This is a genomic window from Mangrovibacterium lignilyticum (assembly GCF_010882175.1).
GTDB lineage: Bacteria > Bacteroidota > Bacteroidia > Bacteroidales > Prolixibacteraceae > Mangrovibacterium > Mangrovibacterium lignilyticum.
Genome location: NZ_WKLH01000003.1, coordinates 92240 through 107071, shown reverse-complemented (window position 1 = coordinate 107071; position 14832 = coordinate 92240). Strand labels below are relative to the sequence as shown.

Annotated in this window: 13 protein-coding genes; 8 read left to right on the top strand and 5 right to left on the bottom strand. The window is 45.3% G+C overall.

Going from position 1 to position 14832, the window contains the following annotated elements; all coding sequences use genetic code 11:
* Nucleotides 1–67 precede the first annotated feature (67 nt).
* Together GJV22_RS14720 and GJV22_RS14715 are read right to left on the bottom strand one after the other, a co-directional pair.
* Nucleotides 68–646 carry a TMEM175 family protein gene (locus GJV22_RS14720; RefSeq protein ID WP_163715338.1) on the bottom strand — a complete coding sequence of 193 codons (579 nt, stop codon included), beginning with the start codon at nucleotides 644–646 and terminating at the stop codon, nucleotides 68–70.
* Between the two features lie 82 nt (nucleotides 647–728).
* Entirely contained in the window at nucleotides 729–1115 is a 387-nt protein-coding gene (locus GJV22_RS14715; RefSeq protein WP_163715335.1) for a SpoIIAA family protein, read from the bottom strand.
* A 161-nt stretch (nucleotides 1116–1276) separates the two neighbouring features.
* Between GJV22_RS14715 and GJV22_RS14710 the strand changes: the two genes are divergently transcribed.
* Nucleotides 1277–1648: a hypothetical protein gene (locus tag GJV22_RS14710; protein WP_163715333.1), complete on the top strand. Its 372-nt coding sequence runs from the start codon at nucleotides 1277–1279 to the stop codon at nucleotides 1646–1648.
* A 242-nt stretch (nucleotides 1649–1890) separates the two neighbouring features.
* Complete coding sequence (locus GJV22_RS14705) at nucleotides 1891–5424, top strand: T9SS type B sorting domain-containing protein (protein ID WP_163715330.1); 3534 nt, start codon at nucleotides 1891–1893, stop codon at nucleotides 5422–5424.
* Nucleotides 5425–5427: 3 nt separating this feature from the next.
* Here the strand turns inward: GJV22_RS14705 and GJV22_RS14700 are convergent, their stop codons facing one another.
* A complete protein-coding gene (locus GJV22_RS14700) occupies nucleotides 5428–6453 on the bottom strand; it encodes a PorP/SprF family type IX secretion system membrane protein (RefSeq protein ID WP_163715325.1) in 1026 nt (341 codons plus the stop codon).
* Between the two features lie 346 nt (nucleotides 6454–6799).
* Here GJV22_RS14700 and GJV22_RS14695 point away from each other — a divergent pair, with 346 nt between their 5' ends.
* Nucleotides 6800–7684: a universal stress protein gene (locus GJV22_RS14695; RefSeq protein WP_163715322.1), complete on the top strand. Its 885-nt coding sequence runs from the start codon at nucleotides 6800–6802 to the stop codon at nucleotides 7682–7684.
* 43 nt (nucleotides 7685–7727) lie between these two features.
* Here the strand turns inward: GJV22_RS14695 and trpS are convergent, their stop codons facing one another.
* Nucleotides 7728–8729, bottom strand: a complete 1002-nt coding sequence (gene trpS / locus GJV22_RS14690) for a tryptophan--tRNA ligase (RefSeq protein WP_163715320.1) — start codon at nucleotides 8727–8729, stop codon at nucleotides 7728–7730.
* Between the two features lie 464 nt (nucleotides 8730–9193).
* On the opposite strand from trpS, the gene GJV22_RS14685 reads away from it, so the two are divergent.
* The 5 genes from GJV22_RS14685 to GJV22_RS14665 all read left to right on the top strand — a co-directional run bounded on the left by GJV22_RS14685 (nucleotide 9194) and on the right by GJV22_RS14665 (nucleotide 13999).
* Nucleotides 9194–10570, top strand: a complete 1377-nt coding sequence (locus GJV22_RS14685; RefSeq protein WP_163715316.1) for a TrpB-like pyridoxal phosphate-dependent enzyme — start codon at nucleotides 9194–9196, stop codon at nucleotides 10568–10570.
* Between the two features lie 298 nt (nucleotides 10571–10868).
* Nucleotides 10869–11093, top strand: coding sequence for a hypothetical protein (locus GJV22_RS14680; protein ID WP_163715312.1), 225 nt, complete (start codon nucleotides 10869–10871; stop codon nucleotides 11091–11093).
* A 470-nt stretch (nucleotides 11094–11563) separates the two neighbouring features.
* The gene (rbfA, locus tag GJV22_RS14675; RefSeq protein WP_163715308.1) at nucleotides 11564–11902 is read left to right on the top strand and encodes a 30S ribosome-binding factor RbfA; all 339 of its coding nucleotides are present in this window, start codon (nucleotides 11564–11566) and stop codon (nucleotides 11900–11902) included.
* A gap of 75 nt (nucleotides 11903–11977) precedes the next feature.
* Complete coding sequence (locus tag GJV22_RS14670) at nucleotides 11978–12796, top strand: class I SAM-dependent methyltransferase (RefSeq protein WP_163715305.1); 819 nt, start codon at nucleotides 11978–11980, stop codon at nucleotides 12794–12796.
* On the top strand, nucleotides 12797–13999 hold the full coding sequence (locus GJV22_RS14665) for an ABC transporter permease (RefSeq protein ID WP_163715302.1): 1203 nt from the start codon (nucleotides 12797–12799) through the stop codon (nucleotides 13997–13999).
* Between the two features lie 92 nt (nucleotides 14000–14091).
* On the opposite strand, the gene pepE is transcribed toward GJV22_RS14665, so the two are convergent.
* Nucleotides 14092–14799, bottom strand: a complete 708-nt coding sequence (pepE, locus tag GJV22_RS14660) for a dipeptidase PepE (RefSeq protein ID WP_163715298.1) — start codon at nucleotides 14797–14799, stop codon at nucleotides 14092–14094.
* Between the last annotated feature and the right edge of the window lie 33 nt (nucleotides 14800–14832).

Genomic DNA, 14832 nt, shown 5'->3' with positions numbered 1-14832 from the left:
AAATAAGTTGAAAAGATATTTTTGAATCCGGGAGCGCATGTTTCCGGATTTTTTGTTTGCCAATACATCATTCTTCTTTCAGTATCCGTTCAATCCGGCGATCTGGAATCAGCCAAATCAGGGCAACCAGAACATAGCCTGCACCGGCCGCCCAACCCGAAACAAAACTCATGGCAATGGAAATAAGGTAAACAACAGGTGAGATTTTGCCTTTAATATCCCGGCCGATGGCCTTTTTAAGCAGGGAGCCTTCACCTTGATTTCGAATGATTCGCCGTTGCAGCAGGAAGTAGGCCAAAGCAGCCATGAGCAGAATGATGCCGTACAATGCCATTGGCATGGCTTTAAATTTGTTTTCTCCCAGCCAACCGGTGACAAACGGAATAAGCGAAAGCCAGAACAGTAAGTGCAGGTTAGCCCAAAGTACGTCACCGCTCACGTGTTTCACCGTTTGCAGCATGTGGTGGTGATTATTCCAGTAAATTCCGATGTAGATAAAACTGAGAACATAGCTCAGGAAGATCGGGATGAGTGGTTTTAGGTCGCTCAGTTCATGTCCGTGTGGAACTTTAATTTCCAGTACCATAATGGTGATGATGATGGCCAAAACGCCATCGCTAAATGCTTCCAGTCGTCCTTTATTCATATTGTCAGGAGTTAAATAATTCAGGGGCAACAATTGTGTAACAATCATCACCCCTGAGTTTCTGCGGGAGGGTATTGTTTTTTTAATCAACCGCGTTGACAAAGGCCATGGCTTCGTCCATTTGTGAAACGTCGAAATAGCGCTCCAAACGGCCTTCTTTAGCTCGTTGAAAGAACAGGTTGTCGATCGGGACAAAAGCTTTTAGTATTTTCGAGTGGGCTACAATTGCCATGTGCCCGATACGCTTGTAATTGCGCAGTGCCCAAATGACGTCTTCCATAAATGCCTTCGTTTGAATGTGGCTGATTTTCATTTCGTCCAGTTTCACCAGTACGTTCACTTGTTTGTAACCTTGTTCCAGTTTTTCATTGAAAAATTTTTGGCAAATTTTCTCGTCAGTTTCCGTGAAACTGTCAATTACTTCGATGGCTAGCACGTTGTTGTCGAAAGTTTTAATTTGTTCGAGCATGGCATCCTAATTTTAAATTGCGTTCTTGCTTTTGTTTCTTTTTAACGAGTCGAAATGCTGATTGTTAGTTAATGAAGCTCAATGTTTGGTTAAGTATTGTTAAGCTGTTGCAAAACTGAATTCTTTCCAAAAATCCTTACCTTGCCTGAAAATCAACAGCTATGGAAAATCTACCCAATATTCAGCAAGATAATTTGCGTTCGTACCTCAATCGGGAAGATATTATTTTGGACACCATTGCCCAGATTATGAAGGATTTTGGGCTATTTGGGGTTGAAATTGAATATTCGGGGTCTATCGACGATGCTTACGAAAAGTTACACCGCCAATTGGTTTCGCAGATCGATCATCTCATGAATGCCAACTCTGATTTATTGATGTCTATTCTTTACCAGGTAGATATCAGCCAGCGCGATATTGATCGCACGGAAGCTGACTTTCCGCATTATAACCAGGTTGAGGTTATCGCTCATCAGATTATTTTTCGCGATCTGAAAAAGGTCCTTTACCGGCGTTATTTCAGTGGCCAATAAAGTAAGAGAGGGCACAGCGGAAGAAAGGGAAGCGCCACAGCAACAGGCCTTATGTTGTTAAAATGAACGGCTTCATAAAATGATTTGCGCATAAATTCGTTAGATTTAAAGCAGTAATCCGGATGACCGTGAAAAAACTCTTGTTTGCGCTTATTACAGTTTCTAGCTTTTTCAATCTTTTTGCTCAAGATCATGAAGGTTGTATACGCTCCACCGAAGGTTCCGAATTTTGGTTTGGCTTTATGGAAGGTCGAAACTACAATCAGAACGGTCATAAATTGCAGATTACTGTAACATCAAGTTATGATGCCAACTTCACGGTTACCTACGGACCTTCCGAGATTTCTCTCGGTAACTTTTCTGTTTCCGCCAATACTTCATACCCGGTTAATGTTCCATGGCCAGTTTTGGAAGCATTGGGATCTGAGACTATTCAAAACAGAGGTATTCATTTGGTTTCAGATCGTCCGGTGAATGTTTATGCCCTAAACTGGGATAACCGGTCATCCGATGTCGCAGTTATTTACCCAATTGAGTCAATCGGGCAGGATTACTATGCGATGTGTTACGAGCCTCATGTTGATGAAAATGGAGATGGTACTTATAATAATGGTCGGAACAGTGAATTTCTAATTATAGGTACGGAAGATAATACCGATGTGATGATTACCCCTTCCGCTGAAACAGCAGGCGGAAATCCGGCCGGAGTTAAGTTCAGTGTCACATTGAATAGAGGGCAAAGTTACCAGGTTCAGTCGTTGAATCGTGAACTTGTAAACCAAGGTGATCTCACGGGGAGTTTCATCCAGTCGACTAAACCAGTTGCTGTTTATGCAGGTAATCTGGCAACTTCTGTTCCGAATGTAGATCCAATTGAGGCTTGGGATCACCTGTATGAGCAGATGCCGCCGCTTTATTCCTGGGGACTGGAGTATTTTACGGTTCCTTTGATGGGGCGCGAAGCAGATCGTTTCCGTATTTTGGCATCAGAAGATGAAACAACAGTTGACCTCGAGGAATATGGATCATTTTTGTTGAACAGGGGTGAGTTTAAAGAGGTTGAACTGGATGCGAATCAGGCTTCCCGCATTTTAGCTGATAAGCCGATTATGGTCGCTCAGTTTAGCCAGTCGCACTCGGTAGACGGAAAGACTGGTGACCCTTCCATGATTATATTGAGTTCCAAGTCGCAAAGTAAAAACAAGGTGACTTTCGAAGCTTACGACCAATCTACGATTAGTGCCCATTATATCAACATTGTTTCTCCAACCGATCAGGTTGCCAACCTGCATTTGGACGGAAAGCCAATAGCGCTAACCGGCTATACTTTCAATCCTTTCCCAGGAACGTATTACTCTTATGCACAAATGATACTTCCAGGAGGAACCCATACATTGGAGAATATTGATCCGAATGAAGGGTTTTTAGCTTATGTCTATGGTTTTGGAAATTTGGAGTCTTTCGGTTATCCGGTTGGTTTCAACCTGAATATTGTGCTTGATTTAGGTGGAAGTATCAATTTTAGCGGAGATACACTCTTGCTATGCCCGGGCGATACACTGACTCTTGATGCCGGACCTTACTTTGATACTTACGCTTGGACAACCACAGAGGAGACTCAGTCTATCCGGGTGACAGAAGAGGGCTGGTATAAAGTAACCACAACAGTAGAAGGGTGTACGGGCTCTTTGCACGATTCAGTATTCGTTTTGAAACCTAGTCTTGATTTAAATATCACGCCGGATGATTTATCGAAATGTTCTCCGTGGGAGTTTAATTTGCAAGCAAACTCATTGGATGCTGCTTCTTTTTTGTGGCAGAGTATCGAGGGAGATAGTCTGAGCACAGATCCCAGTTTAACGGTGGATTCAACCGCGATGTACCGGATAACAGTATGGAATGAATATGGTTGTTCTGTTACAGATACTGCAGATGTGATTGTCTTCGGAAAGCCACCAGTAACCATATTGGCTGATAGTTTGGTTTGCGGCGATCTGGAAACGACTATTAGAGCCGATTTGGGTAACTATCCTGATTCGTTGTGGATGACCGATCCGGGAGGCTTTGAATGGGGTGCTATCAGTAATGGAGTTACGTTTGGTGACGAGACTGATTCTGTTGCCGTGATGTCGGTCAATTCGATAGGAACGTTTGAGGTTTTTTACGTATTAACAACCAAAGATGGCTGTGTAAGCGGTGATACCATTCAAATCGTATTCGCCGACGGGGTAAATGCTGAGATACAAGCCGATCGTTTTTATGATTGTTCACCGGCTACCATTACCCTGAATGCTGTTACGGGAGAACCCGGAAATTACGACTACCTCTGGCAGTCGCTTGAAGGGAAGAACCTGGGAACCTTAAATACGCTTGATGTTGATTCAACTGCCCGTTTCCGCCTTACCACGATTAACGAGTTTGGCTGTGTGGATGAAGATACGGCCAGTGTGATTATCTTTGGTAACCCGCCGGTAACCATTGCGGCTGACTCTGTGATTTGCGGGATGTTAAGTGCTTTGGTTGAAGCTGATCTTTCTAATTACCCGGATACGCTTTGGCAAAATGGTGGACATTTTGAGTGGACATCAAATGGACTGACAAAACGAAATGAATCGGTTTCGCAGGCTGTATTCGATGCACCCGATTATGGTGTTTACGATGTGTATTATACAATAACGACTAACGATGGATGCGTGAGTGGCGATACCATTCAAATTGAATTTAAAGAGCCTCCTGTGGCTGATTTCAGCTTTGATTTTAAACCTTACTGTAAGAGTTATACCGATACGATTCGCTTTACCGGTTCTGCTTCCGATCAGGCAATCTTTAAATGGGACTTTAAATATGCACAGGTAGTCAATCTAATTTCGGATCGGGAAGTGGTTTTGCTGGTTCACGAAAATACTGGACAGAGACCTTCCATCAGCTTAATTGTGGAAGACGGTCCTTGTCGTGATACGCTTTATAGAGAAGAGCCTGGAAGCTTTGCGGCTGATCGTGTGTTGACTGTAGATTTCAACGCTGATCCGACTGTGGGGTGTGATTCACTTCAAACTTTATTGACAGTTACAGATCCGGGAGGGTTGGGTAGTATTCGCTGGTCAACGGATGCGGGGGTTTTCACTGGTGATTCTTTGGAATTGACTTTCACCAATGCCGGTAATTACAGTGTTTCGCTGATTGCCGACGCAGAGGAGAGCGGATGTACCTCCGAGCTGACAAAAGATGCTTTGGTGGAGGTTAAGCCTTCGCCAATTGCTGATTTTGATATTGATCGGCCGGTTGTTTCTCCGGATAATCCGCTGGTTACCTTTTATAATAATTCCGATAATTCCGATAGCTACTTGTGGATTTTTGGAGATGGTGAAAATTCGATAGATTATGCGCCACAACATGAATATAACGAAGTTGGCAGCTACATTGCTTGGCTTGTTGCCAGCTCCAACCTTGGCTGTAAAGATTCAACATCATCTCAGATTCAGGTTGTGTTTAACCGGTTTAACGCGCCAAACGCCTTCCGCCCGGATAGCGATATTCCCGAGAACCGCGTATTTATGCCTTACGGTTTAGGCTTGAATGGCACAAACTTCACCTTACAGATTTACGATCGTTGGGGGCAGGTTATTTTCGAAACTACTTCGGCGGCAAATCCATGGGACGGACTGGATAAAGGTGGTCAGGAAGCGCCAATGGGAAATTACATTTGGATGGCAACCTACAGCGATGTTGAGGGGCGGGAACATCGGCAGAAAGGACAGATCTTACTTATCCGGTAGCTTTTATTGGCCGCCGAAACGTTCTTCGTAAGGCACAAAGAAGGGGAGTCGTCCGCCATCGCGGCGTTTATTCAGCACAAAAGCCAGCGAAATTTCACTCGTTCCACCTGTTTGTCCGGCCAATCCCGAAACGGTCCAGTCGTAGCTGTAAGTGAGCTGCATCCATGGTGTTGTGTAACCAACCAGTAAAATCACAGCATCGTATTTGATTCCAAAATTTTGCCGAAACCAGGCACCCCCTGTAAAGCCGTTTTTGGTCGCAAACATCCCGTAGTTAACTTGCTCCGATACGCCTTGTTTTTGAAGGATGAGCTGAGGCGAAATATCAAACTTTTTGTGTAAATGTCCATGTCTGAAAACCGGTAAGCGTGCTCCGGCGTGCAGGCTGTATTTGCGTGGTAATTTTCTGTCGTAGCTGTTATCTTCCGAAAAAGACAAATCCGGTTCGGTAAGGTGATGGATGGTCAGACCGCCAAATACCTTCTTGCTATAGATCAAGAGTCCGAAGGAATAATCGAGGTACGAAAATTTGGGATCGGTAAATACTTCAGCCGAGCTACCGGGAATACCTCCGTTGTTCTCCATATTGTCGGCAAAAACCAACTCGTTTGTTTTTAGGGTGTTTTCAGCATAACCAACCTGAATGCCGCCGTGGAAAAAATAGTCTTCATTCAGCCGAACCTTGACCGAATAGGCCACATTTAACTGAAAAGAATTGAGCATTTGACTGGCTTGGGCATCGTTCAGCAAATAAACGCCCAAGCCGCCTTGCAGCTTCTTAACGGGTGCGTCGAAAGCAGCGCTGTATGAGGTGTAGGCGCCGTCAAACTGTTGCCACTGGTTTCGGTATTGCAAAGCGATTCGGGGAGCGCCAATGGTCCCGGCAAATGCAGGATTTAGGTAGAGGGGATTGGTATAATATTGCGAAAAGGATACATCCTGACCATAGCTTACAGCCGTGCCCATCAACCAGAGTAACAGTGTCAGGTTGAATATGTACAACAAACCAGTTATCCCCCTTTTGCGCATGGTTTAAAAGTAATTAAAATCCGATAAATCCTTCTGATCGTGCGGAATAAATCAATTTTGTTTCGATTGATATTTTCCCGGTTTCGAACCAGCTTTGGACTTGAATTTTTTCATTCACTCATTCTATATAACCGAAATTTCCGGCAGAAATTGTTTTGGGTTCGAAACTTCAGACGGTCGGACCAATTCTTCATAATGATTGTGAATTATTGCAAATGAATTCTAAATACGGCCTCTAAATGTAAGTTAGTCAGTAAAATGGTTTGAATTTTGTATTTAAGGGACTGTCTCAGTTAAAGAGACGAACAAGTTTTTTTGAAACAAACATTGACTTAATTTTTAAAGTATGATTAAAACCACCGTGCATCGGGTTTTAGTTCCGGTTACTCTGGACGATCAAGGAAAAAGCGCGATCAGGCGAGCACTCCAAATTCATGAGAAATTCCAAACAAATATTACGTTTTTATATGTTGTACCGGACGAATCTGTCATTACCGATTGGTTTCGGCCGGTAAAAAAGCAGTCAAACTTAAGAGAACATCGCAGGCAATTCAAAGCCTTTGTGACGGATGAGTTTGACGGCAAGTTTCCGTCGTTTGTGCGGTTGAAAGTTCGCGCTGGGTCTATCACTAAATGTGTGGTTCGCTTGCTCAATCACATCAGGTACGACCTGGTAATTCTGAATAAAAAACTGGAGCAGTCTCCAAAATCAGAGTCCACGTGGACCAATGGGATCAAGTTGATTGTGGGCGAAGCACTTTGCCCGGTCTTAACCTACGATGGCGATGAGAAACCCTTCGACTTCAAGACGATCATGTTCCCGGTTGATATCTTTCAGCCACACAAGCACAAACTGGCCTGGGCCGTTCGGTTGGCGAAAGTATTTAACGCTAAGGTTCATGTGGTTTCGGCGCTGAAAGCGAATCTGGACGAAGAAGAAAGCCGCATCTCCAAAAAGATGAAATATATACGCTTTACCCTCGAAGAAGCAGGTATTTCGACGGTATCAACATTGTTGCGGGAAGACAGCGGAAAACAACTTTGTGATCTTATTCCGGAGTTTATTGATGAAACAAATCCGGATTTGACCTTGATTATGACACACCAGGAGAATATTTTCGATTTTAATTACATCGGGCGGTTGGCATCCGAAGTCCTGTTAAAAACGAAAGCTCCTGTATTCAGTATCACTCCTAAAAAGGAGACGATCGTAGCAACTCTTAGACAATAAAAAAGCCGGTTTATCCGGCTTTTTTATGCAGTGTATATCGTGTCTAGAAGAGCTTTTTGAACCCGATCAGGCTTTTTACTTCTTTCAGTGTTGCCTGAGCAGACTCACGGGCTTTTTCAGCGCCCATTTTAGCCACTTTAGCTAAGTAAGCATCATCTTCAAGGATCTCCGTGATTCGGTCGCGGATAGGTGTGGTGAAAGCAACAATGTCTTCAGCCAACTGCTTTTTCAGATCGCCGTAACGGATACTGCAATCGCTATAAGCATCATCAAACTGTTTGACCACGGCGGGGTCGCTCATGATGTTCATCAAGGTGAACAGGTTTTGAATAGGCTCCGGTTTGGGTGAATTGGGTTCTGTTGGGCCGGCATCGGTTACCGCCCGCATCACTTTTTTGCGGATCGACTTTGGATCTTCGAACAAGGCGATTGCATTGCCTTCCGATTTACCCATCTTTCCGCTGCCATCCAATCCCGGAATTTTAATCATATCGCCACCATCAAAGGTAAATGGACGGGGAATTGGGAAAACTTCCTGGTTGTACATGCGGTTGAAACGACCGGCAAATTTACGGGCCATCTCCAGGTTTTGCTCCTGGTCTTTGCCAACAGGTACATACTGGGCTTTATGAATAATGATATCGGCAGCCATTAGCACCGGGTAGGTGAGCAGGCCGGCATTCACATTTTCGGGTTGTTTGCGTGCTTTTTCCTTGAATGATGTTGTACGCTCCAGTTCGCCCAAATAGGCATTCATATTCAGGAAGGTGTACAATTCACTGATTTCAGGAACATCACTTTGAATGAATATGGTTGCTTTTTCAGGATCGATGCCGCAAGCCAGGTATTCGGCCAGCACTTGTTTCACACCGCTTTGCAGGTCTCCCGGCGTTGGGTGAGTGGTTAACGAGTGTATATCGGCAATAAAGAAATAGCAGTTATAATCTTCCTGCATTTTCAAAAAGCTGCGTACAGCTCCGAAATAGTTCCCCAGGTGCAGGTTTCCGGTTGGCCTGATGCCACTAACAACAATTGGTTTATTCATTCTTTTGCAAGTGATAGAATTTTAAAAATTCCGCTGGCAGTCCTTCTTTTAAATGGATTTTACAACGGCTTTGAACGAATTGAAAAGAGGTTTTAACAATTCGATCTGCAAAATTAACCTGATTCCTTGAAACACAAAATTTTATTTTAACGATTGACAGTTACCTGACACCGGGCTTTGGGTGGGATGCACGTTTATCTGAATTCCGGGAAACGGTGCTATATTCTTCATATTTTCCCCGTTGTTGCTTTCCCCATTTCTCAAAATAATCGCTAGCTTTAGAATTCAAATCAAAATAAAATGTACCAATCACCCTTATACGGAAAAGAACATGCCTGGCGCAACGTGAAAATGGAAGTGCGTGATGTCGTTCTTGGTTCCTGAAGTGGGGTGAGAAAAGGGATTTGTTGTGTGTCGGCAAATCCCTTTTTGCATGAATACGAACTTTAAACCAATTACTAATCATGGCTAGACAAAAGAAGATTTTTTTGGATGAGGCTGACATGCCCAAACAATGGTATAACCTGGCACCCGACCTGCCAACCCCTTTAAATCCGCCGTTGGGCCCCGATGGAAAGCCGATTAGCCCGGATATGCTGGCGCCGGTTTTCCCGATGAATTTGATTGAACAGGAAGTGAGCCAGGAACGCTGGATTGATATTCCGGAAGAAATCCGGCAACATTTATTCCGTTGGCGTCCAAGTCCGCTGATTCGTGCTTACGAGTTGGAGGAAGCGCTCGGAACCCCCGCTAAAATTTATTACAAGAATGAAGGTGTTTCGCCCGCCGGAAGTCATAAACCCAACACTGCCATTCCACAAGCCTGGTACAACAAGCAGTTTGGTATTAAAAAGCTGACCACCGAAACCGGAGCCGGACAGTGGGGATCGGCCTTGTCGTTTGCCTGTTCGATTATTGGCGGCATCGAATGTAAGGTGTTTATGGTTCGCGTAAGCTTCGACCAAAAGCCTTTCCGGAAAATGATGATGAATACCTGGGGAGGGCAGTGCGTAGCTAGTCCAAGTACCGAGACGCAGGCGGGACGCGATATTTTGGCGCAGTTTCCCGATACCCCCGGATCGTTGGGGATCGCCATTTCGGAGGCTATTGAAGCGGCCGTTTCCGACACCACCGGACAAACCCGCTACTCGTTGGGCTCGGTGTTGAACCACGTGATGTTGCACCAGTCCATTATTGGTTTGGAAGCCAAGAAACAGCTGGCTAAAGTGGGTATCGACAAGCCGGATATTGTGATTGGCTGCTGCGGGGGCGGTAGTAATTTTGCCGGCCTTTCATTCCCGTTCATCTACGATAAAATTAACGGGGCCGACATTCAGGTCATCGGTGCCGAACCCTTTTCGTGCCCAACGCTGACCAAAGCACCGTTTATATACGACAATGGCGATGTGGCTCAAATGACCCCGCTGATGGCTATGCATAGTTTGGGACACACCTTTGTTCCGGCGCCGATTCATGCCGGTGGTTTGCGTTATCACGGCATGGCTCCGTTGGTCAGTGCTGCTTTGCGCGACGGGTTGATGGAAGCTCAGGCCATTCACCAAAGTGAGTGTTTCGAGGCGGGATTGTTGTTCTCAAAAACCGAAGGAATTATCCCGGCACCCGAAACCACGCATGCCATTGCGGCGACCATTCGCGAGGCAAGAAAGGCCAAAGAAGAAGGCAAGGAGAAAACGATTCTCTTCAACTTTAGCGGCCATGGTTTGATGGACCTGGTGGGTTATGACAAGTACCTCGGCGGCGAGTTGCACGATTACGAATACCCGGATGCGGAAATCGCGCTGAACCTCGAAAAACTGAAAGGTTATCCGCTACCCAAATAAACGGATGCATTTAGTGACTGGCTGACTTCAAGTCACCCGGTCACTAAATTGGGGCATCCCGAGTTTATCAAGGAACTTTTAACAGCAAGAGTAGGAGTTCCTGAAACCTCGTCAGACAGCCGGGCTGGAAGTTCAGGATGACTTTATCAACAAAAGCGCCCCTCGTTCATGTAATCTGGCGAGGGGCTTTTATTCGGTCGTTTTAGTTTGATTATGTGGTTAACTTCCAGTTTTCTGTGCCTTCTATTCAAAAAGATCTGTTAAATTGAATGGGTTTAAGAATCAAGATAATTTGCTGATGGACATAGATGATTTAGTCGAAACAATTAAGAAGAAAACAAACCCGATGGTGGCACTAGAAATCGACAGAATAATTTCGAGCGGGAATACTGGCAGTGAAATTTTGTATCAGTTAGGTCATTTTTTAGAAAATGGGATCGATGAGGTTTCCGGAAAAATTATCGAAAACGAAATAGGTATCTTTCGCTCATACTGTGCTAATAATGGTATCATCTATGAATAGGCATTCAGGTTGAATTTTCTTTGTTCCGTTTCTTTTCATTTAAAGAAAAGTCACACACCTCCGGACGGTGAATCTCTGAAAGCCGCTGTTGATGCGTCCCCTGAGTAGGTTTGACCGTCCCCGGTAACTTTTCTCCCGTCCCGGATGAGTTTGACGCGGTCATGACTAGTTTTTCTGATCCCCTGAGCAACTTTGAGTGGCCCCTGAGTAATTTAACCCATCCCCGCTGGAATTTGAGCGTCCTCTGGGTGTTTTGATCCGCTTCACGAGGATGATCGAGCGTCCCCCGAGCAATTTCTCGCCGCTCAGGAGCAGGGTTGGCCCTCCCCGGAGGTGGTTGACCTGTCCCCGGACAATTTGCCGGAATAGCGTCTGGCTTTTCAAGTGGGACATTTTTCGCCTCAATTCAAATCAAATCAGACCATCCGGTATTTTTGATTAACTTTGGCGCTGACAATTTTAACAAGGAAATGGAATCAACAAGACAACAAAAGATAAGTCGGTTGCTGCAAAAGGAGTTGGCTGATATTTTTCAAAAAGAAAGTCGCACGATGTTCATGGGCAAAATGATTAGTGTGACCACAGTGCGCGTAACACCCGATTTAGGTATGGCCAAGTCGTACCTGAGTATTTTTCCTGCTGAAGGAATTCGCGAGGTTTTAAAGGAAATCCGGATTGCAAACCCGAAAATACGCTTCCTGCTTGGCCGCCGTGTAGGAAAACAAATTCGTGTGATTCCGCAACTGGAATTCTACATTGATGACAGCCTCGATTACATCGAAAAAATTGACGACCTCCTGAAATCATAGCACTTAGTCGCAGTTTTCAGTCTTTGTTGCCGCCAGGCAACCTGGAACTCGAAACTTGAAACTCGAAACTGAATTATGCAATACGATCCGATTAAACGTTCGCTGGGCAAGGTGTTCAACCAAACTCCGGCGCTAAGAAAACTGTTTTACCGCCTCCTCGATTTGTTGTTGTTACGAAGCTGGCATGTCCGCAAGGAACTGAAGAACCTTCAATTGTCGGCCGATTGCGCTATTCTCGACGCCGGTTCTGGTTTCGGGCAATACACCTACCGCATGAGCCGGTTGTTCCCGAAATCGAACATTCTGGCAGTTGACGTAAAAGAAGAGCAAATCGCTGATTGCAATCGTTTCTTTCAGCAGATTAATCAGGCTGACCGGGTTCGTTTTGAAGAAGCAGACCTGACCAAATTTGTGCAGGCTGAGCAATTCAACCTGGTTCTTTCGATTGATGTAATGGAACACATTGAAGAGGATGTTCAGGTTTTCAAAAACTTTTATAAATCGCTGAAGCCGGGTGGGGTGGTGCTCATTTCAACACCATCGGATCAGGGGGGATCGGATGCGCACGACCACGATCATGAAGAAGGTGGTGTGCATGGTTTCATCGACGAACACGTGCGCGACGGCTACAACATTGGCGAGATTGAAACGAAACTGAAATCGGCCGGATTCTCGAGGGTTGAGGCACGCTATTCGTATGGCAATCCCGGTAAAATCAGCTGGCGGCTTTCCATGAAATACCCCATTCAACTGTTGGGCGTGAGCAAGCTGTTTTTCATCCTGTTGCCTTTCTATTACCTTGTTGCGTTCCCAATTTCAGCCCTGCTGAACTATTTCGATGTGAAAGGAACACACACCAGCGGCACCGGATTGATCGTTAAAGCTTTCAAATAATTGAAACTGGCATTTCAAATAGCGCGTCGTTACCTGGTTTCTAAGAAATCAGTGAATGTGATCAACCTCATTTCGGCCTTATCGGTTGTTGGTGTGGCGGTTGGTACCCTTGCGCTAATTGTGGTGCTTTCTGCGTTCAACGGAATCGACAATTTTATTCAAGGCATGCTTTCCAGCTTCGATCCCGACCTGAAAATTATGGTGGTCGAAGGAAAGAGCTTTTCGCTGGATAGCCCGGAGATCAGGCAACTGAAAGCGATTGAAGGCATTGAGTCGTTTATGCAGGTGGTTGAAGACAATGCGTTGTTGCAATACGACGACCGCCAGAAATATGGCATTGTGAAGGGTGTTGAGGCTGATTACGCTGATTTTTCGGGCATGGACACGATGGTGATTGACGGCCAATTCACCCTGAACCAGGATAACCACATGTTTACCGTAATTGGTCAAGGCGTGGCTGTTGATTTAGGAGTGAGTTTGAATTTCGTGAACCCAATTCATGTGTATTATCCCAAGCGCGAGTCGAAAAACAGCCTGATACTTGAGAATGCCTTTAACCACGATTTTCTGTTTACAACCGGCGTTTTTTCGGTCCAACAGGAAATTGATGCCCAATATATTTTGGTCCCGATTGAATTTGCCCGCGAGATTTTTGAGCTTGATGGCCGTGTTACTTCGTTGGAATTAAAATTGAAGCCCGGCTTTGATGTTGCTGACATTCAGTCGCAGGTTAAACAACTGCTGGGCGGTGGCTACAAAGTGCAGGATCGGTACGAACAGCACGAGTTTTTGTACCGGGTGATGAAATCGGAAAAGTGGACCAGTTTTCTGATCCTGAGTTTTATTCTGATCATTGCTTCGTTCAACTTGCTGGGCTCGTTGACCATGATTATTCTCGATAAAAAAGACGATATCTACATTTTCGAAAGTATGGGGGCTAATCAAAGCCTGGTTCGCCGGATCTTTTTGCTCCAGGGTTGGATGATTTCGATTACAGGCGCTTTGGCTGGTGTTTTAGCCGGCATCGGCCTGGTATGGGCGCAAACCCGTTTCGAGCTCTTAAAACTGCCCGGAGGTGGTGCATTTGCCATTTCAGCCTACCCGGTAAAGCTGCAGACTTTCGATGTGTTGGCTACCTTGCTGATCGTTCTGGCCATTGGTTTCGTGGCGGCCTGGTACCCCGTACGATCGATTAAGAGCTAACTGTTCATGTTGTCGACCTGACTTGTTTCGGGATCTACAAAAAAAGACCCCGAAGTGAATTCGGGGTGACAGGTATCAAATGTTGTTTTTTGCTATTTCAACAAGAAGTCAAAATCATCGCCGGGATTAAGTTCGTAAGGTTCCAGCCCTTGCATAAATATACGTGCCGACCGGTTACCGATTAAATCCAGCTTTTCATTTTCCAGCTTCAACAATGTTCCTTCACGCAGACCTACAACATAAGTCAACGGGTTGATCTCGGTGAACTCGTTGATTCGTTGTTCGCGTGTTTCGCCGGCATGTCCGTCCGGGTTGGCATCCAGGTAGTGTGGGTTAATCTGGAAGGGTACAAGTCCGGTTGTGTTGAAACTTGTCGGGTCGATGATGGGCATGTCGTTGGTTGTACGCAGGGTGGGGCAGGCTACATTTGAACCGGCACTCCATCCAATATAGGGTGTTCCGCTTTGTACATTCCGGCGGATCGCCATCATCAGGTTCTGATCGTGCAGCATACGCACCAGTTGCCAGGTATTTCCACCGCCAACAACAATCGCTTCCGCTTCTTCAATCGCTTTTTGCGGGTTGTCGAAATGGTGAATGCCCACCACACTGTGTCCAACGCGCTGAAAGGCTTCATTCACTTTGGCCTCGTATTCATCGAAGCTGAAAGTCACCGCGGCAAACGGAATAAACAAAGCCTTAACCGGTTTATCACCTAAAAAATTCTGAATATATGGTATCGGGAAGCCCAGGTAATCTTCACCGGGCAAAGTCGAATTGCTGCTCAATAAAAGTTTCATATCAGGAACGTTTTCTGTTTAGCGCTAAAATAA

Coding starts and splice junctions, on each gene's coding strand:
- GJV22_RS14670 (WP_163715305.1), top strand. CDS start 11,978: ATGCAATACGATCCGATTAAACGTTCGCTGGGCAAGGTGTTCAACCAA.
- GJV22_RS14720 (WP_163715338.1), bottom strand. CDS start 646: ATGAATAAAGGACGACTGGAAGCATTTAGCGATGGCGTTTTGGCCATC.
- GJV22_RS14700 (WP_163715325.1), bottom strand. CDS start 6,453: ATGCGCAAAAGGGGGATAACTGGTTTGTTGTACATATTCAACCTGACA.
- GJV22_RS14695 (WP_163715322.1), top strand. CDS start 6,800: ATGATTAAAACCACCGTGCATCGGGTTTTAGTTCCGGTTACTCTGGAC.
- GJV22_RS14685 (WP_163715316.1), top strand. CDS start 9,194: ATGGCTAGACAAAAGAAGATTTTTTTGGATGAGGCTGACATGCCCAAA.
- pepE (WP_163715298.1), bottom strand. CDS start 14,799: ATGAAACTTTTATTGAGCAGCAATTCGACTTTGCCCGGTGAAGATTAC.
- rbfA (WP_163715308.1), top strand. CDS start 11,564: ATGGAATCAACAAGACAACAAAAGATAAGTCGGTTGCTGCAAAAGGAG.
- GJV22_RS14680 (WP_163715312.1), top strand. CDS start 10,869: ATGGACATAGATGATTTAGTCGAAACAATTAAGAAGAAAACAAACCCG.
- GJV22_RS14715 (WP_163715335.1), bottom strand. CDS start 1,115: ATGCTCGAACAAATTAAAACTTTCGACAACAACGTGCTAGCCATCGAA.
- GJV22_RS14705 (WP_163715330.1), top strand. CDS start 1,891: ATGGAAGGTCGAAACTACAATCAGAACGGTCATAAATTGCAGATTACT.
- trpS (WP_163715320.1), bottom strand. CDS start 8,729: ATGAATAAACCAATTGTTGTTAGTGGCATCAGGCCAACCGGAAACCTG.
- GJV22_RS14710 (WP_163715333.1), top strand. CDS start 1,277: ATGGAAAATCTACCCAATATTCAGCAAGATAATTTGCGTTCGTACCTC.